Source organism: Nonomuraea sp. NPDC050451 (assembly GCF_044458585.1).
Map to the genome: position 1 here is coordinate 40458 of NZ_JBITHZ010000044.1, position 16193 is coordinate 56650.

The 16193-nt window shown below is 69.4% G+C and carries 17 protein-coding genes; 12 read left to right on the plus strand and 5 right to left on the minus strand.

Features of this window, described 5'->3' with window-relative positions; translation table 11 throughout:
• Positions 1-3: 3 nt before the first annotated feature.
• Positions 4-939: an arsenic resistance protein gene (locus ACIBI9_RS58495; protein WP_397236235.1), complete on the plus strand. Its 936-nt coding sequence runs from the start codon at positions 4-6 to the stop codon at positions 937-939.
• A gap of 62 nt (positions 940-1001) precedes the next feature.
• On the opposite strand, the gene ACIBI9_RS58500 is transcribed toward ACIBI9_RS58495, so the two are convergent.
• Entirely contained in the window at positions 1002-1379 is a 378-nt protein-coding gene (locus ACIBI9_RS58500; RefSeq protein ID WP_397236237.1) for a MerR family transcriptional regulator, read from the minus strand.
• A gap of 100 nt (positions 1380-1479) precedes the next feature.
• On the opposite strand from ACIBI9_RS58500, the gene ACIBI9_RS58505 reads away from it, so the two are divergent.
• From ACIBI9_RS58505 to ACIBI9_RS58535, 7 genes are all read left to right on the plus strand, one after another.
• On the plus strand, positions 1480-1917 hold the full coding sequence (locus ACIBI9_RS58505; RefSeq protein WP_397236240.1) for a hypothetical protein: 438 nt from the start codon (positions 1480-1482) through the stop codon (positions 1915-1917).
• A 270-nt stretch (positions 1918-2187) separates the two neighbouring features.
• Positions 2188-3129, plus strand: a complete 942-nt coding sequence (locus tag ACIBI9_RS58510) for a tyrosine-type recombinase/integrase (protein WP_397236242.1) — start codon at positions 2188-2190, stop codon at positions 3127-3129.
• Positions 3130-3207: 78 nt separating this feature from the next.
• Positions 3208-3621 carry a DUF6461 domain-containing protein gene (locus ACIBI9_RS58515; protein WP_397236244.1) on the plus strand — a complete coding sequence of 138 codons (414 nt, stop codon included), beginning with the start codon at positions 3208-3210 and terminating at the stop codon, positions 3619-3621.
• Between the two features lie 545 nt (positions 3622-4166).
• Positions 4167-4619, plus strand: coding sequence for a hypothetical protein (locus tag ACIBI9_RS58520; RefSeq protein ID WP_397236246.1), 453 nt, complete (start codon positions 4167-4169; stop codon positions 4617-4619).
• A 228-nt stretch (positions 4620-4847) separates the two neighbouring features.
• Positions 4848-5459, plus strand: coding sequence for a DUF4158 domain-containing protein (locus tag ACIBI9_RS58525; protein ID WP_397236248.1), 612 nt, complete (start codon positions 4848-4850; stop codon positions 5457-5459).
• 80 nt (positions 5460-5539) lie between these two features.
• On the plus strand, positions 5540-7030 hold the full coding sequence (locus ACIBI9_RS58530) for a transposase (protein WP_397236250.1): 1491 nt from the start codon (positions 5540-5542) through the stop codon (positions 7028-7030).
• A 258-nt stretch (positions 7031-7288) separates the two neighbouring features.
• Positions 7289-8296 (plus strand): RNA polymerase subunit sigma-70, encoded by a 1008-nt coding sequence (locus tag ACIBI9_RS58535; RefSeq protein WP_397236252.1) that lies wholly within the window; start codon positions 7289-7291, stop codon positions 8294-8296.
• A gap of 187 nt (positions 8297-8483) precedes the next feature.
• On the opposite strand, the gene ACIBI9_RS58540 is transcribed toward ACIBI9_RS58535, so the two are convergent.
• Both ACIBI9_RS58540 and ACIBI9_RS58545 read right to left on the minus strand, forming a co-directional pair.
• Positions 8484-9068, minus strand: a complete 585-nt coding sequence (locus ACIBI9_RS58540; protein WP_397236254.1) for a dihydrofolate reductase family protein — start codon at positions 9066-9068, stop codon at positions 8484-8486.
• A 411-nt stretch (positions 9069-9479) separates the two neighbouring features.
• Entirely contained in the window at positions 9480-9866 is a 387-nt protein-coding gene (locus tag ACIBI9_RS58545; protein WP_397236256.1) for a tyrosine-type recombinase/integrase, read from the minus strand.
• Positions 9867-9915: 49 nt separating this feature from the next.
• Between ACIBI9_RS58545 and ACIBI9_RS58550 the strand changes: the two genes are divergently transcribed.
• Positions 9916-10830 carry a DUF4158 domain-containing protein gene (locus ACIBI9_RS58550; RefSeq protein ID WP_397236258.1) on the plus strand — a complete coding sequence of 305 codons (915 nt, stop codon included), beginning with the start codon at positions 9916-9918 and terminating at the stop codon, positions 10828-10830.
• A gap of 679 nt (positions 10831-11509) precedes the next feature.
• On the opposite strand, the gene rox is transcribed toward ACIBI9_RS58550, so the two are convergent.
• Positions 11510-12934: a rifampin monooxygenase gene (rox, locus tag ACIBI9_RS58555; protein ID WP_397236322.1), complete on the minus strand. Its 1425-nt coding sequence runs from the start codon at positions 12932-12934 to the stop codon at positions 11510-11512.
• A 462-nt stretch (positions 12935-13396) separates the two neighbouring features.
• Here rox and ACIBI9_RS58560 point away from each other — a divergent pair, with 462 nt between their 5' ends.
• Both ACIBI9_RS58560 and ACIBI9_RS58565 read left to right on the plus strand, forming a co-directional pair.
• Positions 13397-13681, plus strand: coding sequence for a hypothetical protein (locus ACIBI9_RS58560; protein ID WP_397236260.1), 285 nt, complete (start codon positions 13397-13399; stop codon positions 13679-13681).
• Positions 13682-13808: 127 nt separating this feature from the next.
• On the plus strand, positions 13809-14021 hold the full coding sequence (locus ACIBI9_RS58565; protein WP_397236262.1) for a hypothetical protein: 213 nt from the start codon (positions 13809-13811) through the stop codon (positions 14019-14021).
• Between the two features lie 359 nt (positions 14022-14380).
• On the opposite strand, the gene ACIBI9_RS58570 is transcribed toward ACIBI9_RS58565, so the two are convergent.
• A complete protein-coding gene (locus ACIBI9_RS58570) occupies positions 14381-14941 on the minus strand; it encodes a TetR/AcrR family transcriptional regulator (RefSeq protein WP_397236264.1) in 561 nt (186 codons plus the stop codon).
• Between the two features lie 795 nt (positions 14942-15736).
• Between ACIBI9_RS58570 and ACIBI9_RS58575 the strand changes: the two genes are divergently transcribed.
• Positions 15737-16075, plus strand: coding sequence for a hypothetical protein (locus tag ACIBI9_RS58575; protein ID WP_397236266.1), 339 nt, complete (start codon positions 15737-15739; stop codon positions 16073-16075).
• Positions 16076-16193 lie beyond the last annotated feature (118 nt).

Sequence of the window (16193 nt, forward strand, 5' to 3'; positions counted from 1 at the left end):
GCGGTGACGCAGCAGGCACAGCCGACGCCGGGCCCAGAGGCGGGCCCAGAGGCGGGACCGGTGGCGGGGATGGAGCGGCATCAGGTCGCCATCTACGTGGGGGCGATCGCTTCCGGTGCCGTGGCGGGGTGGGCCGGTCCGGGGCTGGGGCCGGTGCTGGAGCATGCGATCAACCCGGTGCTGGCGGCTCTGCTGTATGTGACGTTCCTGCAGGTGCCCGCCGCCGAGCTGGTGCGCGCGCTGCGCGCGGGCCGGTTCCTGGTGGCCGCGCTGGTGGTGAACTTCATCGTGGTGCTGCTGACGCCGTGTGTCGACTACGTGATCGTCTTCTCCGGGTTGGCCGGGGGCGATGCCCGGCGGCTGCTGGCCGCCACCCCGCTGCTGCTGCTCGCCCAGATGATCGCGCTGCCGGTGCTGCTGGTGGCGTTCATGGGCGAGCAGCTGAGGCGCATCGTCGAGCCGGGGCCGTTCGTCGAGGCGTTTCTGGTGCTGATCGTCATCCCGCTGGCGCTGGCCTGGCTCACCCAGGCGTGGGCGGCCCGCCGCCCGGCCGGGCGCGCGGTCGTCGGGGTGGCCGGGGCGGCGATGGTGCCGCTGATGGCGGTCACCCTGATCACGGTGGTCGCCTCCCAGGTGCCCAAGCTGGACGGCAACCTGGCCGCGGTCGCCGCCGTGGTGCCGTTCTACGTGCTGTTCCTGGCCGTGATGGCCGCCGCCGGCCTCGCTGTGGCCCGCCTGTTCCGGCTGGACGCACCGGCCGGGCGGGCGATCGTGTTCACCGGCGCCACCCGCAACTCCCTGGTCGTGCTGCCGCTCGCGCTGGCCTTGCCGGACGCGCTGGCCATCGCCGCCGCGGTCGTAATCGCCCAGACCCTGGTGGAGGTGATGGGCATGGTCGTCTACGTCCGCCTGGTGCCCCGGCTGCTCCCGCTGCGCTGACCGGCCCGTCAGCGCCTGAACGGCCGGCAAGCGACGGGGGCCGCGCCCGCAGGGCCAGGCGCTCAGTCGCGGGTGACTTGACCGAACCGGCAGCGGCCGGACCGGCAGTCCTGCAGGCTTTCCACGGCGGCCCGCCGGGCCTTGGCCAGCTCGGCCATCTTGGCATCGATCCGCTCCACCACCGCCTCCAGCCGCCACCGCTCGCTGTCACAGGTGGCCCCGCCCGCGTCGTGCGCGGCCAGCGCGTCGACCACCTCATCCAGGGTGAAGCCCAGTTCCTGCAGCCCCTTGGCGAAACGGATCCGCTCCACTGCCGCGGCGTCGAAGATCCGGTACCCCGACGGTCTGCGCCCGGCGGCCGGGAGAACGCCGCGGCGTTCGTAGAAACGCACGGTGTCCACGCTGACTCCGGCCTCGCCGGCGACCTGCCCGATTTTCACGCCGCACCACCTCTTGACTCTGGAGTATGGTCCAGACTCTACGGTTGAGGCGACGGCGCCACAAGGCCACCGGCGCCCCCTTCACGAAGGAGTCCCCGTCATGGACATCCCACCCGCCTCCACCCCGATCGTCTGCGACATGACCACCGCCCCCGACACTCCCCAGCAGCGCCTGGACGAATACCGACACCTGTTCGGCCGGTACCTGCTCGGCAGGGAGAAGACCGCCGAGGGCATCCGCTTCCGGCTGCGCGCCGAACCCGGCGTCGAAGAGCAGGTACGCGACCTGGCCGCCCGCGAGAAGGCGTGCTGCGCCTTCTTCGCCTTCGGCATCCGCCTCGACGGCGAGCAGGTGCTCTGGGACTGCGCGGTCAGCGACAACGACGCCGCCCGCGCCCTGCTGGAGGAGTACTACCAACTGCCCGACACCGCCGACCAGAACCCTGAGGAGATGGAGAAGCGCCTGGCCGCCAAGGGCCTGCACTTCCACACCGAACCGGGCAGCGACGTGCACCGCATCGTCCACGATCCCGTCTGACCCGGCCCTCAATCCCGCCGGCGGCTCCGCCTTCCTCACAGGCTGGGCCGTCGGCCGTTTCATGCAGACGGGGAAATCTGCGTCCTCCGAACCCCGAGAGCCCGGTTTCCGGCCCTGCGCACCGCCCAAGAGATGTACGTGATAATGATCTATTATCACGTACATGAACGATCACGACGGCGCGACAACCAGGACAACCCTCCACCGGGACGCTGCGCGACTCCGGCACGTTATCCGGTACATCGCCGAAGGCGTCGTCTGGCGGGCGGCATGAGCGCCGCGCCGAAGATCACAGCCATTCGCGGCGGGCACGTCACGCTTGCGGCGGCCGCCGACGCCTTCCTCGCCACCGCGCGCACCGCCAACCCCAACACCCACCGCGCCTACGCCTCGGCCATCGACCGCACCACCGTCCTGCTCGGCCGCGACCGCACGCTCGCCGACGTCACCGACGCCGAAGTCGGCCAGGCGCTCATCGAGCTGTGGGGCGGACGCGCGCCGGCGACCTGGAACCGCAACCGCGCCGCCGTCACCTCCTGGCTGACCTGGTGCCAGACCAAGAAGCACTGGGCCGCCCCCTCGGTCCCGGCCGACGCCGAACGCCGCAAGGAAACCGCGGATGAGACCCGCGCCGTCGCCAAGACCACCATCCACCGGCTGCTGTCCCGCCGGGACATCCCGCTCCGGGGGCGAACGCTGTGGCGCATGCTCTACGAAACGGCCGCCAGAGCAGCGGAGATCCTGGCGCTGAACGTCGAGGACCTCGACCTGGAGCATCGGCGGGCGCCGGTCCGGTCCAAGGGCGGCGCCATCGAGTGGGTGTACTGGGAATCCGGCACCGCCCACCTACTGCCCCGCAGCCTCCGGCTCCCCGACGGCAGCACGCGCACGCACGGGCCGCTGTTCCTGTCCGAACGCCGCCCCGTCCCGGCCAGGCGGCCGGCGGCCGGCGACATCTGCCCGCACACCGGCCGCGCCCGCCTGGGCTACGACCGCGCCCGCGTCCTGCTGGACACCTACGCCGGGCTCGACCTGCACCAGCTGCGCCACTCCGCCGCCACCCACCTCGGCGACGCCGAGATCCCGCTGCAGCTCATCATGGGCAAGACCCGCCACAAGAACCCCCGCACCGCCATGCGCTACGTCAAACCCGGCGCCGAAGCCATCGCCAAGGTCACCGAGGTCCTGGCACCCCGTCGCCGTACCCACTGATCAGCGACATCTCAGGCAGGGCAGGGCACTGCCCCTTTCTCTCGTACTTGGTCTGGCCCCCGCGATGGGTGCGCGGCGGTGGAGCCGTGCGGCTGGTCGGGGACGGACGACCCGACGCTGTCGCGGCTGTCGGTTGGCACCGACGTGGTGTCCGTCTTACGACATGACTACGCCTGCGACTACTTCCACTACGCCGCCGACGGCATCGTGATCACCGCTTTCGACCCGACCGCTCCCGAGCATCGCTCCGGTGCCGACACGGACCGGCTCGCCGGCCTCATGCGCGAGTTCGGCCTGCCCCTGGAAGCGAGCTCGGACGACGATTGGGACCAGCAGTACGGCGACCTGTCCGAACACGGCCTCGCGCGGATGTTCGCGATGGCGGCCCGCCTCACCGACGTGACGTTCACCGCCGACCTGCTGAACGGACCACTCCTGGTGGGCGCGATCGCCGACTTGCCGCAGGAAGACCTACAGCGCGAGACACCCTGATAGGACGAACGGTGCACCTTCCGGGGTACCGGTCTCTCGCCTGTTCAACTGTCACGAGCTGTCGGCTCCGTGGAGCTCGATGGTGACCGTGCGTGTTGCCCGGCGGCGTAGCGGTTCCATGCGCCGCCACCTTCGTTGAGGAGCCGAGTGGTGGTCTTGGGGTGCCGGGACTCTACTTGCGAGTATTAGCGCTAAGCCGGGACAGCACGTGCTGTCCAGGGCATGCCCTGGACAAGGCCAGGGGCTCCCAAGGCTGCGGCGGGCCGCCACCCTGAGGGCTTCCGCCGGGGAACGCACGGTGAGGACGTAGTCGTCGTCGATGCCCTGCTCGATCAGCATGTCGAAGGTCGCCGCGGCCATGGGGGCATGGTGACGAGCGGGTGCGGGCTTGTGTCCTCGCTCGTTCGTCCTCAGCGCTGGGGCCTCCTGTTTCACCGACACCCCGATCGAGCGCGCCTGCTGGGCCTCAACCCGGACTCAACAAGGACTCAACGCGCGCCGGCCTACCTTTCCCATGTCCACGACGACCAGCGAAAGGAAGCACGATGAGACGTCTACCACTGATCCTGGCCGCCGGCGCCCTTACGAATGGCACGCTTCTCGCCCCCGCCGCCCAGGCGGCGACTCCGGCGACGGCCGCCGTCTCCGTCCAGCAGGTGAGCCAGCCCCGCTGGTTCACCATCTGGGACGGCGGCGGGAACACCAGGGGCATCGATACCGGGGCGATCAAGAGCCAGGCCAAGGTCCTGCAGATCGTCACCCAGTGCTGGAACGGCGGGGACGGCACCGCGGCCACGGCCACTCTGTATAAATGGGTGCCCGGTGCTTTCGGCAAAGGTGGTGGGTGGGCCAACGCGAAGCGCGACCGCGGTTACTGCGTGGGCGGGAAGATGTACACCCGTATCAACTGGGCGAGGGCCGGCGAGAAGTGGAGGGCCACCGTCACTCTCAGCCCCAAGTCCCACACGGTCAGGGTGTGGGTTCAGAACTACGGCTGATCGCCCACTGATCGGCAGCCTTCTGGGCCCTCCCTTCCCCGTTGGCCGACTACTGGCGCCCGAACCACCCCGTGAGGAACAAGTCCGCGAGATCCGGCGGTAAGGGCCCTCGTTGTGGGCTATTCAGGCAGGTCTGCGATCATGTCGCCGTGACCAGCCAGGGGCTGGAGGGCTACGGCCGGTTCGGGTCGCTGTCGCGGGTGGAACTGGAGCGGTTCTTCCATCTCGATGACGAGGATCGCCCGGCTGATCGGCAAACGACGTGGTGATCACTCGCGCCTGGGCTTCGCCCTCCAGGTCGTCACGGTTCGGCACCTGGGCATGTTCCTGGCCGATCCGTTGGACGTGCCGGTCGAGCTGGTGGACTACCTGGCCGAGCAGCTGGACATCGAGGACCCGTCCTGCGTCAAGCAGTACACCGAACGGGAGAAGACCAAGCTCGAACACGCCTGGGAAATTCAGCAGGAGTGCGGGCTGAGCTCGTTCGCCGCAGTGGAGTCCGAGCTGTCCGCGTGGATCGCCGATCAGGCGTGGGTGACCGGGGACGGGCCGAAGGCGATCCTGGAGGGTGCGATCGCGTGGCTGCGGGACCGGCGAGCGCTGCTGCCCGGCATCGCCACACTGGAGCGGTTGGTCGCCGAGGGACGGCAGGCCGCCGTCGGCGAACGAGAAGTTGCGCCGCTACCCGCGGGTGTCCCGCAACGCCGGCAAGCTCGCCGCGGCGGTCGCGGCAATCGACGAGCTGGTGCCACCCACCGACGCCGAGCTGGACGGGCAGCGGATGGAGGAGCTGGCCGGTCGGCTGGCTGGCGACGGTGCGGCCGTTCCTGCCGCTGTTGATGGAGACGGTGGAGTTAGGCGCGACCGGCGACGGTGTTGCGGTGCTGGCGGCGATGAGGACGCTAGCCACGTTGTTGACGGTGAAGTCGAAGCTCCCGGCTAGCTACCTGGACGCCCGGCAGGTCAACCACGACCTGATCACCGGGGGCTGGCAGCGGGTGGTGTACGCGCCGGGCCACCCGAACGGCACCGTCGATCGGGCGGCGTACGTGTTCTGCCTGCTGGAGCAGTTCCACCGGCACATCAAGCACCGCAGCATCTTCGCCACCGCGTCCTCCCGCCGGCGCGACCCGCGCGCTCATCTGCTGTCCGGCGCGGCATGGGATACCGCCCGCGGGCCGGGGATGAACGCGCTCGGCCTGCCCGAGCAACCGGCGCCGATGCTCACCGGCCACGCCACGGCGCTGGACGCCGCCCACCGCGAGGTGGCGTCCCGGCTGGACGCGGACACCCCGGCCACCGTGGACGCCGACGGCCGGCTGCACGTGGCCGCGCTGTCCGCGGTGCCCGATCCGGCGTCGCTGGTCGACGTGCGCCTGTCGGTCGCCGCGGTGCTGGGCGCGAACGTGCCCCTGGTGGAGGCCCAGGCGGAAATCGAGCCGGCGCAGGCGTGGGGTGGTGGGCTGGTTGCCTCGGTGGACGGGCTGCGGTTCGTCGTCCCGGTCCGGACCCTCTACGCCCGGCCGAACCCGAAGTGCTTCGGCCGCAAACGCGGCATCACCCGGCTCAACATGATCAACGACCAGGCCGCCGGCCTCGCGGCGAAAGTGCTGTCCGGTACCCCGCGCGACTCACTGCACGCCGTCGATGTGGTGCTACGCCAGCAGGGCGGCGTGGCGCCGGAGGCGATCATCACCGATACCGGGTCCTACAGCGACATCGTGTTCGGCCTGCTGCACCTGCTGGGCCGCCAGTACCGGCCCCAGCCGGCCAACCTGCCAGATCAGCGGTTGTGGCGCATCGACCCTGCCGCCGACTACGGCCCGCTGGACCGCGCCGCCCGCGGCCGCATCGACCTCGACCGGATTACCCAGCACTGGGAGGACATGTGCCGGGTCGCGGTGTCGATCCACTCCGGTGAGGTGTCCGCGCACGAGGTCACCCGGATGATCTCCCGCGACGGCAACCCGACCTCGCTCGGGCAGGCGATCGCCCACTACGGCCGCATCTTCAAAACCCTGCACATCCTCCGCCTGGCTGACGACGAGCCCTACCGGCGTGAGATCAAGTCCCAGGCCAACCTCACCGAGGGCCGCCACGACCTGGCGCGACGCGTGTTTCACGGCAAGAAGGGCGAGGTCACCAAGGCCTACTACGACGGCATGGAGGACCAGCTGTCCGCGTTGGGCCTCGTGCTCAACTGCATCGTGCTGTGGAACACCGTCTACATGGACCGCGCCCTGGCCGAGCTGCGCGCCCAGGGCTATCCGGTGCTCGTCGAGGACGTGCCGCGGTTGTCGCCGTTCGTGCGCCACCACATCAGCTTCGACGGGCACTACAGCTTTCACCTACCCGACCTCGGCGGCAGCCACCGCCCGTTGCGTGACCCGGACGCCGAAGACGACGCATAGGGCTTGCCGCTGGCCGGCCGGGATCGGCCGCTGCACTGGGCGATCAGCCAGACCAGCCAGATCCGCCCGATCTTTCCCCAGTACTACGGGGACCCCACCTCGACACCGAGGGTGTGCCCGACCCGAACACGTCCCCTGGATCGACCGACCCATCCGGCCTGACGAACGGCCAGGTGTCAGCGGCTTCACCGCTCAGAAATCCTCCGCCACGTCGTCAGTTCTGGTAGCCCCTCGCCACCTGCGGAAGGATTGACGACCATGACCGACGCCAGACTGCTGAGCGACGACGAGGCCGCGTTCATCGCGGCGGCCCGCTCAAATGACGCAGCACAGTTCGCGCTCATCACGGAGCGCTACCGGCGTGAGCTGCAGGTGCACTGCTACCGGATGCTCGCGAACTACGAGGACGCCGAGGACATGACGCAGGAGACGTTCCTGCGGGCGTGGAACAAGCGGGAGTCGTTCAAGGGCCACGCCGCACTGCGGACCTGGCTGTACCGGATCGCGACGAACGCCTGCCTCGACTTCCTGGAGAAGCGCAACGACCGCACACCCGTGCCTGCCGAGCTGCCGGGCGAGGGCTCGGAAGTGCACTACCTGCAGCCCTACCCGGACCGGATGCTCCCGGAGGACCCGCAGGAATCGGTGGTGGCGCGGGAGACGATCGAGCTGGCGTTCATCGTCGCCGTCCAGCACCTGCCGCCGCGGCAGCGGGCGGTGTTCATCTTGCGCGACGTCCTCGGCTGGCCGGCGTCGAAGGCCGCCAACGCCCTCGAGCTGACCGTCGCATCGGTGACCAGCGCACTGCAGCGGGCGCGCGTGACGATGCGCGAGCAACTGCCCGACCGCCGCCTCGACTGGCGGAGCCCTGCCACGCACGAGCTGTCGGATGACGAGCGCGGCGTGGTGAAGTCGTATATGGACGCCCACGAGCGCAACGACCTCGACGGGCTGATGGCCCTGCTGCGCGACGACCTGCGCTTCGCGATGCTGCCCGAGCCGGGCACCTTGATCGTCACGGCCAAGGACGCGGTGGACGGCTGGGTCTCCAATGGGCTCTTCCAGCGCGGCTACGACGACTGGCGCTGCATCGCCACGACGGTCAACCGCATGCCTGCCGCCGTGCTGTACCTCCGCACCCCCGACGACCCGGAATACCGTTTGTTCAACATCGCGGTCCTGCACATCGTCGACGGGAAGGTCGCCGAGCTCACCGGATTCGACGCCACCGACAAACCATGGCTGAGCCTGCCCGCGACGCTGTGATCAGACAAGTCCCCATCGTCGACGAGCCCAGCGCACGGGCAGGCGTCCTCATCTTCAGCGAGTCGGTCAACAGCTCACTCGGAACGCGAGGAAGGGCCGGGGAAGGTTCCCTCATCGCCGAGGGTCACGGTGAGCACGCCAGGAAGGATTTCGACCTGGCCTTACGGGCCGGGCACTTGGTCCGTGCTCATCGCCTCGTCTCGTATCGGGTCAGCACCACGCCGCCGGGAAACGTCCGCGTCTCGACCAGGTTTAGGTTCACCCAGCTGTCCAGCGCGGTGAAGAACGGCGTGCCGCCGCCCACCAGGACCGGTGCAGTGACCAGCACGTACTCGTCGATCAGCCCGGCCCGCATGGCCGCCCCGGCGAGCGTCGCGCCGCAGATGTCCATCGAGCCGCCGTCCTCGGCCCTGAGCCGGGCGATCTCGGCGACCGCGTCGCCGGTGACCAGGCGGGTGTTCCAGTCGACCTTGTCGATCGTCGAGGAGAACACCACCTTCGGCATGTCCCGCCAGCGGTGGGCGAACTCGATCTCCGCCGGTGTGGCGCCAGGCTGCTGGTCGGCGGTCGGCCAGTGGGAGCTCATCGCCTCCCACAATTTGCGCCCGTACAGCGCCAGGCCGGTCACCCCCACCCGGTCGGACCACCACTGGAACAGCTCGGCGCTCGGCGATGAGTCCGGTCCCTCCCCACCACTCCAGCCGAGGTCGTCGCCGGTCGCGGCGATGTAGCCGTCCAGGGTCACGTTCATGGCGAAGATCAGTTTCCGCATCGTGCCAGCCTCTCGTGAGTCGATCTCACACGTACAGACGGGCGCGGCGCGGAAACCTAATCGGTGCGCGATCTGTGTCCCGGGGGTTCCTCGCGCTCCGGACTCAGCACGGCGTACTCGGCGGGCTCGAGCACCACCGACCGGATCTCGATTTCACCCTCGCAAACGCCTGGTCACACAGCTACAGCGCCGGGCCCTCTCACCGCGCTGGAGATCGCCAAGCAGTTCCCGACGCTGGGCATCTCACTCGGCGACCAGCGGCCGCACGTGCGCCGCAAGATCCGCGAGTACCTACCTCTCTACCAGCGCCGACGCAGCTAAGCGTTGTTTTCGGCGCCTGCTGCTGAAGGGCCAGTGGGGTCCAGCACCTTGCGTGGGGCCGCTACTGGGCCACCGCGTAGTCCGGCCCGGTCATCGTCGGCCTCCAGCTCTGCGCCCGGCGGGGTCGCGTTCGGCCTGCCACCGGCCGAGCGCCTCGGCCGACACCCGGGCGTACTCGGCCAGTGATCGCACCGAGGTGTGCCCGGACAGCGCCATCAGCATCGGTGTGGAGGCGCCGTCCTCGGCGGCGTGCGTCAGGCCGGAGTGGCGCAGCTGGTGCAGCGTGTACAGCCCGCCCGGTAGGTCGGTGGTGTGCTGTTCGAACACCTCCGCTGCCCGTCGGTACGACAGCCGGGCACGGCTGGTGCGGGGGTCGACGTCGACCAGCGCCACCGAGGGGCGCGCCTTGCGGTCGGTGAGAAACACCGGGCCGGTCTTGCGCCCTGCCAGCAGCCGGGCGGTGCCGGTCTGCCACACGATCACATCGCGGGCGCGGTATCGGCGGTATCGGCGGTTTCGTGGTGAGGTGACGGTCGACGAGCTGGAGCAGTTCTTCCGCCTGGATGCCAAGGCGCGGGCGGTGGTGGCGGGCAAGTTGGGCTGGGTGGTGCAGTGGGGCACGGTCCAGATGCTGGAGACGTTTCTTGCGGACACTCCGTTGAAGGTGCCGGCAGAGGTGGTCGAGTTCGCCGCCGAGCAGGTGGAGGTCGATCCGGCGTGCGCGCCGGACTACCTGGCCCGGCGCAAGACCGCCTACGAGCATTCCTGGGAGATCCGCGACCTGCTGGGGTTGTCGGAGTTCGCCGGCCGGGAGCAGGACGTGCGGGCGTTCATCGCGGCACGGGTGTGGGCCTCGGCCGAGGGGCCGCGCGCGTTGTCCGACCGGGCGGTGGCGTACATGCTGGCGGCCGGGATCTTGCTGCCTGCTGGGATCACGACGCTGACCCGGCTGGTCAGCGAGGTGCGTCGGGCCGAGCAATCCCGGCTGTACAGGCTGCCGGCCGAGCGGACGCCTGCCGAGACCGCTGTGGCGCTGCGGGGCCTGCTCCAGGTGCCGGAAGACCGGCGGGTGTCGGAGCTGGAGCAGCTGCGGACCTCGCCGGTGAAGGCGTCGGGGCGGGTGCGGGAGCTGGACCGGGTCGCCGAGATCGGTGGGATCGGGGCCGGGCGCGTCGAGACCGAGCCGGTACCGACGGTGAAGCTGGCGTCGCCGGCCCGGTACCCGCGCGCCCGCCTGTTGGAAGGCGAGGGATGGGAGGCCGCGCGGTCGCGGGTGCTGGTGGCGCTGGAGCTGGAGGAGGAACCGGCCGGGCATCTGGCCTCGGCACTGGAGGGGGCCTGCGCCCGGGTCTTGGACGGGCTGGGGAGCAACACTGCGGCGCAGCCCGTCGGCGGACGTCTGCAGGTGGAAAGCTCGGGCCGCTGGCCGAGCCGCCGCTGATGACCGCGTTCCGCGCCCTGATCGACGGGATGCTGCCGTGGGTGGACTTCCCCGAGTTGCTGCTGGAGGTGTTCGACCGGACCGGGCTGTCGGCCGACTTCACACACATCTCTGGCGCCGACTCGCCGATGGAGGACTTCGCGGTCATCCTGTGCGGGGCTGCTGGTGGCCGAGACGTGCAACGTCGGGCTGGTGCCGATCGAGAAGCCGAACGTGTCCGCGCTGACGCGCGCTCGTCTCCAGCAGGGCGACCAGGGGTACCTGCGCGCCGAGACGATCTCGGCGACCAACGCGCGCCGGCGGCCTCATCATCAGCGACAGACTCAGACAACTCGCCGAAGGTGACATCGATCGGGGAAGACAGCGACACGGGCACGGCTTTCCGATGGTCGGTTCAGGCTGGCGCTTTCGACCTTGGAAAACCGTGCCCGCTTGTCAAACCAGACACCCCGCCACACACAGACCTTCACCGCATCAGGCCGACATGAACATCAGACTCGCCGGGACCCTGGTCGAGACCCGGACAGCACGACCGGCTACCGACACGCCGGCATGGCCATTTCCCGCCATGCCAGCGGGCGGTGGATGTCCGACGAGAACGCCGACCACTCCCAGCTCCGCCGCAGATCTGTTCGCCATCTCGCCACATATGTGCAGGGTGACCACTGCTCAGGCGAAATCAGTTCGCGGGCTTGCCGAACCAGCGGGAGAGGTGGTCGTCCAGGTCCTGCTGATCCTCGCCGATCCAGGCGACGTGGCCGTCGGGGCGTAGCAGGACGCACGGGACATCCAGTTCCGCAGTGGGATCCGCAAGGTAATCGACCCGGTCTGACCAGCCGCCGACGGTCAGGCGTTCGGTGCGGTCCAGCAGCAGGCCACGGCCGCGATGTAGCAGACCGTAGAGGTGGCCCTGTTTCACGTCGATGTCGCGCAGGCGGCGGCCGAGCAGGTCGGGGCCTTCGCCGAAGTCGTAGCGGATGCCGATCGCGGTGATCTTCTCGATCAGATAGCGGTTCACCTCGTCGAAGTCCATCAGTTCGGTGAGCAGCCTGCGCACGGCCTGCGGGCCCGGTTCGGTGGAGTGCAGTTCCATCTGGGCGCGGGTGTTGTCCAGCACGTCCTCGGCGACCGGATGACGTTCGGCCTGGTAGGTGTCCAGCAGCGTTTCCGGGGCCCAGCCGCGGATCTGTGCGGCCAGTTTCCAGCCGAGGTTGAATGCGTCCTGAACGCCCAGGTTGAGGCCCTGTCCGCCGGTGGGTGGATGGATGTGTGCCGCATCGCCGGCCAGCAGCACCCGCCCGACCCGATAACGTTCGGCCAGCCGGGTGGCATCCCCGAAGCGGGACAACCAGCGCGGGGAGTGCACGCCGAAATCGGTTCCGGCGATGGTGCGCAACTGTTGTTTGAAATCCTCGAGCGTGGGCGGTTCCGCGCGGTCGCTGACTCCCGCGGCGGGGACTACGACGCTGTAGACCCCTTCGCCGAAGGGCCGGAGCCAGAATCGCTGATGGGTCCCGCCGATTTCGGTCACCTTGGCGGCGATCTCCTCCTGCGGCACGCCCACTTCCATCTCGCCCATCAGCGTCTCGGTACGTGAGGGCTCGCCGGGGAAGCCGACACCGAGCAGTTTACGCACCGTACTGCGCCCGCCGTCACAGCCGACGAGGTAGCGCGAACGCAGCTGTTCCCCGTCGGCCAGCTCGACGGTCACACCCTCGTCGTCCTGCTCGAAACCGGCCACCGCACAACCGCGCCGGACCTGCGCACCCAGTTCGATCGCATGTTCTTCGAGCAGATGAACGATGACCGGCTGCGGGATGCCCAGCAGATAGGCGTACGCGGAATCCAGGCCCTTGGGCGCGGGTTTGGGGATGGCGGCGAAGAAACCGCCGGCCGGACGCTGTCTTCCGTGCTGGAGAATGCGATCCAGCAGACCGCGCATCGCCATCAGCTCGAGACTGCGAATATGCAGACCGACTATGCGGACGAACGACACGGGCTCGGTTTCCTTCTCCAGAACGAGTACCCGCACGTCGTGCAGCCGCAGTTCGGCGGCCAGCATCGCACCGGTCGGCCCGCACCCGGCAATGATCACGTCGAACATGAGGGCCGCGCGATCGGCGCCGGAGGCCGGCGACCGGCGTCCGGAGACGTCGCCCACCGTGGAGTCACGCTCGACCCCGTCGTTCGACGACAGCTCGGCGGTGACCTGCTGAGAGTGCATAGGTGTTGCCTTTCGGGAGTGCCTTGTTGGCGAGGCGCTCCCGGCGACACCTACGTCAATCGCCCGACCGTGACAGCAAGGGGGAGCACCCACATCGATACAGCGTTCATGGGTCTCACCTCCTCGGTCGGTGTCACGATCAACTGCAAGCTACAAGTACGAGCATCAGCCCGTCCAATCCTTTTCCCAGCCACGCGATCACGACTCCGAACGGGCCCGTGCGGCTGCAGGGCGAATCCGGCGTGGCGGCCCGGCTGGTCACGGTCACGGTTGACGGGCTGATCCTGGCTGCCCTCGAGGCGGACCGGATCTCGGTAGGCGCTGCCCTGATGAGGTTCGCTCGTGGCCACGACGCAATTGGTCTTAGGCGAGCCTGACGACCAGCGCGATGACGACGCACAGCAAGACGACCCGAATGAATCGACTTCCGCGTTTGAGCGTGAAGTGGACGCCAAGTCGGGCACCCGTGGGGTTGCATGCGGCCGTGCCGAGCCCGAGCTCCGCGGCCGACGCGAACGCAAGATCCGCATCCCCGCAACCTGGCCCTGGGCCCACCAACTCGCCACCTGCATCGAGCTCGGCCTCACCCTCGACCCCACCGGCCAACCCAGCCGCACCGAGCGCTAAGAAGGATCTTGGTGTTGAGCGGACGTCAGCGCGCCCGACGGCGGGCGGCAGGGTCGGCTTCGGCGGTGACGCAGGCGGAGGTCTCCCCGCCGAGCCGGATGTGGCGGCAGAGGCTCCCGAGGCGCCAATGGCGGGACTTCGCCTGGAGCTCGGGAGCGGTTCTCCAGGCCGCAACGTGACCGCGCCGCCGGTGCGGGCCGGCCCCACATTCATTGACAGCCAGGTGCTGCAGCTGGGCGTGTTCGTCAACTGCGACCAGCTGCTGATCTCCAGGATCCCGACCAACCTGCTGGACAACACCCATCGCCACGCCACCACCGGCGTCACCGTCGCCGTCTAGGCTCAGGACGACACCCGAGCCCTGATAGTCGCCACCACCGACGTCACAGTCATCGTCCAGGCCGAGGCAATGCCAAGCCCTGGTAGTCGCCACCAGCGGCGCCGCTATCGCCACCGAACACCGCGAAGTGTCTTCGAGCGCTTCACCCGGCTCCCGGAGTCACGGGCCCGCGACCCGAAGGACACCGGCCCGGGCCGGCCACCTGCCACGAGATCGCCCACATCCAACAAGGTTCCTGACGATCGAGATCCTGGACCGAGGAGCGAGTCTGGTACTGCGCATGCCGTTCCTGGACTGACTGCAGGCCCCTCAACCGGGTGGCCCTCACGCCCCTGAGCCGGGCGTGGCGCGCAGGCCTCTCAGCCGGGCGTGGCCCGCAACCCCGCCAGGGCCACCTCGAGAACCCGCTTCCGCTGCTCCGCATCGACGTACTCGACCGTGCTGACGCCCGAGATCATCCGCAGGACGTCGTCGATCGAGACCTCCTGGCGTGCGGCGCCGGCCCGCTGTGCTCGTTCGAGCAGGGGCCCGCCGGCCGCGCGCATCGCCCTGCGTCCGGCCTGGAAGCCGTCGGTGCTGCGGTTGAGCGCGTCGGCGAAGGCCAGCTTGGTGCCGATGTACTCGACGAACCGGTGCAGCCACGCGACCAGCGCCTCCCACGGCTCCAGTTCGACGACGTCGTCGGCCGCCCGGCACAACGCCTCCACCTCCTCACGGTGGACCTCCTCGACCAGGTCCTCCCGGGTGGGGAAGTTGCGATACAGCGTGGCGATGCTCACTCCGGCGTGGCGCGCGACGTCCTCAAGGGAGGTCTGCGCACCCCTCTCGGCGAACGTGTCGCGGGCCGCCGCGACCAGGGCGTCGAAGTTGCGGCGCGCGTCCGCGCGCTTTGGCCGCCGCGACACCAGCCCAGGCTCCATGCCAGCGTCCACCTTCTCCTTTTTGGCAACCGTAGGGCTCTTGGCGGCCAGCACATCCAGCGCCATACGGCTCAGACGGAAGCACTGCTCCAGCTCCGCGAGCGAGGGCCGTAGCGGGCGACCCTGCTCGTCGGAGAGCAATTCGAAAGGTACGGCCGGGAAGGTAGGCCCAGCCGCCAGGCCAAATGACCTGCGGTTTCCGGTGGCATCTGCACTGGAGTCGCGTGCATGAGGGATCATGAAGCACAGGCCTGGATGACTGGCGCCACACCGAAGACATCGACGCCTTCCTGTCCCCTGGGCCTCGATCAGCTTCGCGGTCGCCGCGCAGGTAGTACTGGTCGACGTGCACCAGCCTCGCCCGCACCCGCACCGTCGCCTTCTCCAGGGCGACCTTGAACGGCGCCACCCGGTTCGACGAGGCGACCTTCGCCGACGGCGCGGGTTCTTACGGCAGACGTCCTCCTCGTCGGCGACTCCGACAGTCGGCCGCCCTCGCGGGGGCGCGTGGTGTCGGTGCCACGCTGAGACGAATTCGGCCATCTTGCCGCCAGGTCACCGGCACCGCGCGCAGCCTCGTTCGATCAGCCTTTTCCCGGCTGTCCTCCCACTCGGGCGTTTCGTCGCGGGACGTATACGGGACAACTATGGCCGGCGGCGTATACGCGGAGGCGTATACGGGACGATGACGACCGGCGGATGCGCCGGTGGCGTCTCAGTAAGATCCTTCAGGCCATCACCCCAGGTCAAAGGAGGAGCCCAGTGGTAACCCAGGTCGCCAAGGGGAACGGGTGCGTGACCGCTTTCAAGGCCGTCGTCGTGCTCAACACGCTGTCCGTGCTGGCCCAGGCCGTGACGGCGGGGCAGCTGATGAGCGGGGGCGGCGTGGGGACGCACATCATGGGGGCAGTCACCATGCACGTGCTGGGGCTGGTGCAGCTCGTCTCGGCCGTCCTGCTGTGGCGCCCGGGCCGCGGCGCGGGCTGGCCTGCGCTGGTCAGCCTGGCGGTGCTGTTGCTCGGCCTCGTCCAGTCCGCCGTCGGCGGCAAGGGTGTGGTGGCGGTGCACGTACCGCTCGCCATGGCCCTCTTCGGCCTCAGCGTCTGGCTCCTCGTGTGGGCCTGGCGCCGCTGAGCCCCGTCCCTGGGACCCGCCTGGTGCGGCAGGCGCTTGATCGGCCGAGTACAGCTCGGCGATCACGTGGACACAGGCGCAGCACAGGTCGAGCACGAGCGAATTGGGCGCCCAGGAG

What these genes read in the sequence shown, in the direction of transcription:
- ACIBI9_RS58570 (WP_397236264.1), bottom strand. Translation starts at nt 14,941, where the DNA reads ATGGAGCCTGGGCTGGTGTCGCGGCGGCCAAAGCGCGCGGACGCGCGC.
- ACIBI9_RS58525 (WP_397236248.1), top strand. Translation starts at nt 4,848, where the DNA reads ATGACGAGGATCGCCCGGCTGATCGGCAAACGACGTGGTGATCACTCG.
- ACIBI9_RS58510 (WP_397236242.1), top strand. Translation starts at nt 2,188, where the DNA reads ATGAGCGCCGCGCCGAAGATCACAGCCATTCGCGGCGGGCACGTCACG.
- ACIBI9_RS58535 (WP_397236252.1), top strand. Translation starts at nt 7,289, where the DNA reads ATGACCGACGCCAGACTGCTGAGCGACGACGAGGCCGCGTTCATCGCG.
- ACIBI9_RS58540 (WP_397236254.1), bottom strand. Translation starts at nt 9,068, where the DNA reads ATGCGGAAACTGATCTTCGCCATGAACGTGACCCTGGACGGCTACATC.
- rox (WP_397236322.1), bottom strand. Translation starts at nt 12,934, where the DNA reads ATGTTCGACGTGATCATTGCCGGGTGCGGGCCGACCGGTGCGATGCTG.
- ACIBI9_RS58505 (WP_397236240.1), top strand. Translation starts at nt 1,480, where the DNA reads ATGGACATCCCACCCGCCTCCACCCCGATCGTCTGCGACATGACCACC.
- ACIBI9_RS58565 (WP_397236262.1), top strand. Translation starts at nt 13,809, where the DNA reads ATGGCGGGACTTCGCCTGGAGCTCGGGAGCGGTTCTCCAGGCCGCAAC.
- ACIBI9_RS58520 (WP_397236246.1), top strand. Translation starts at nt 4,167, where the DNA reads ATGAGACGTCTACCACTGATCCTGGCCGCCGGCGCCCTTACGAATGGC.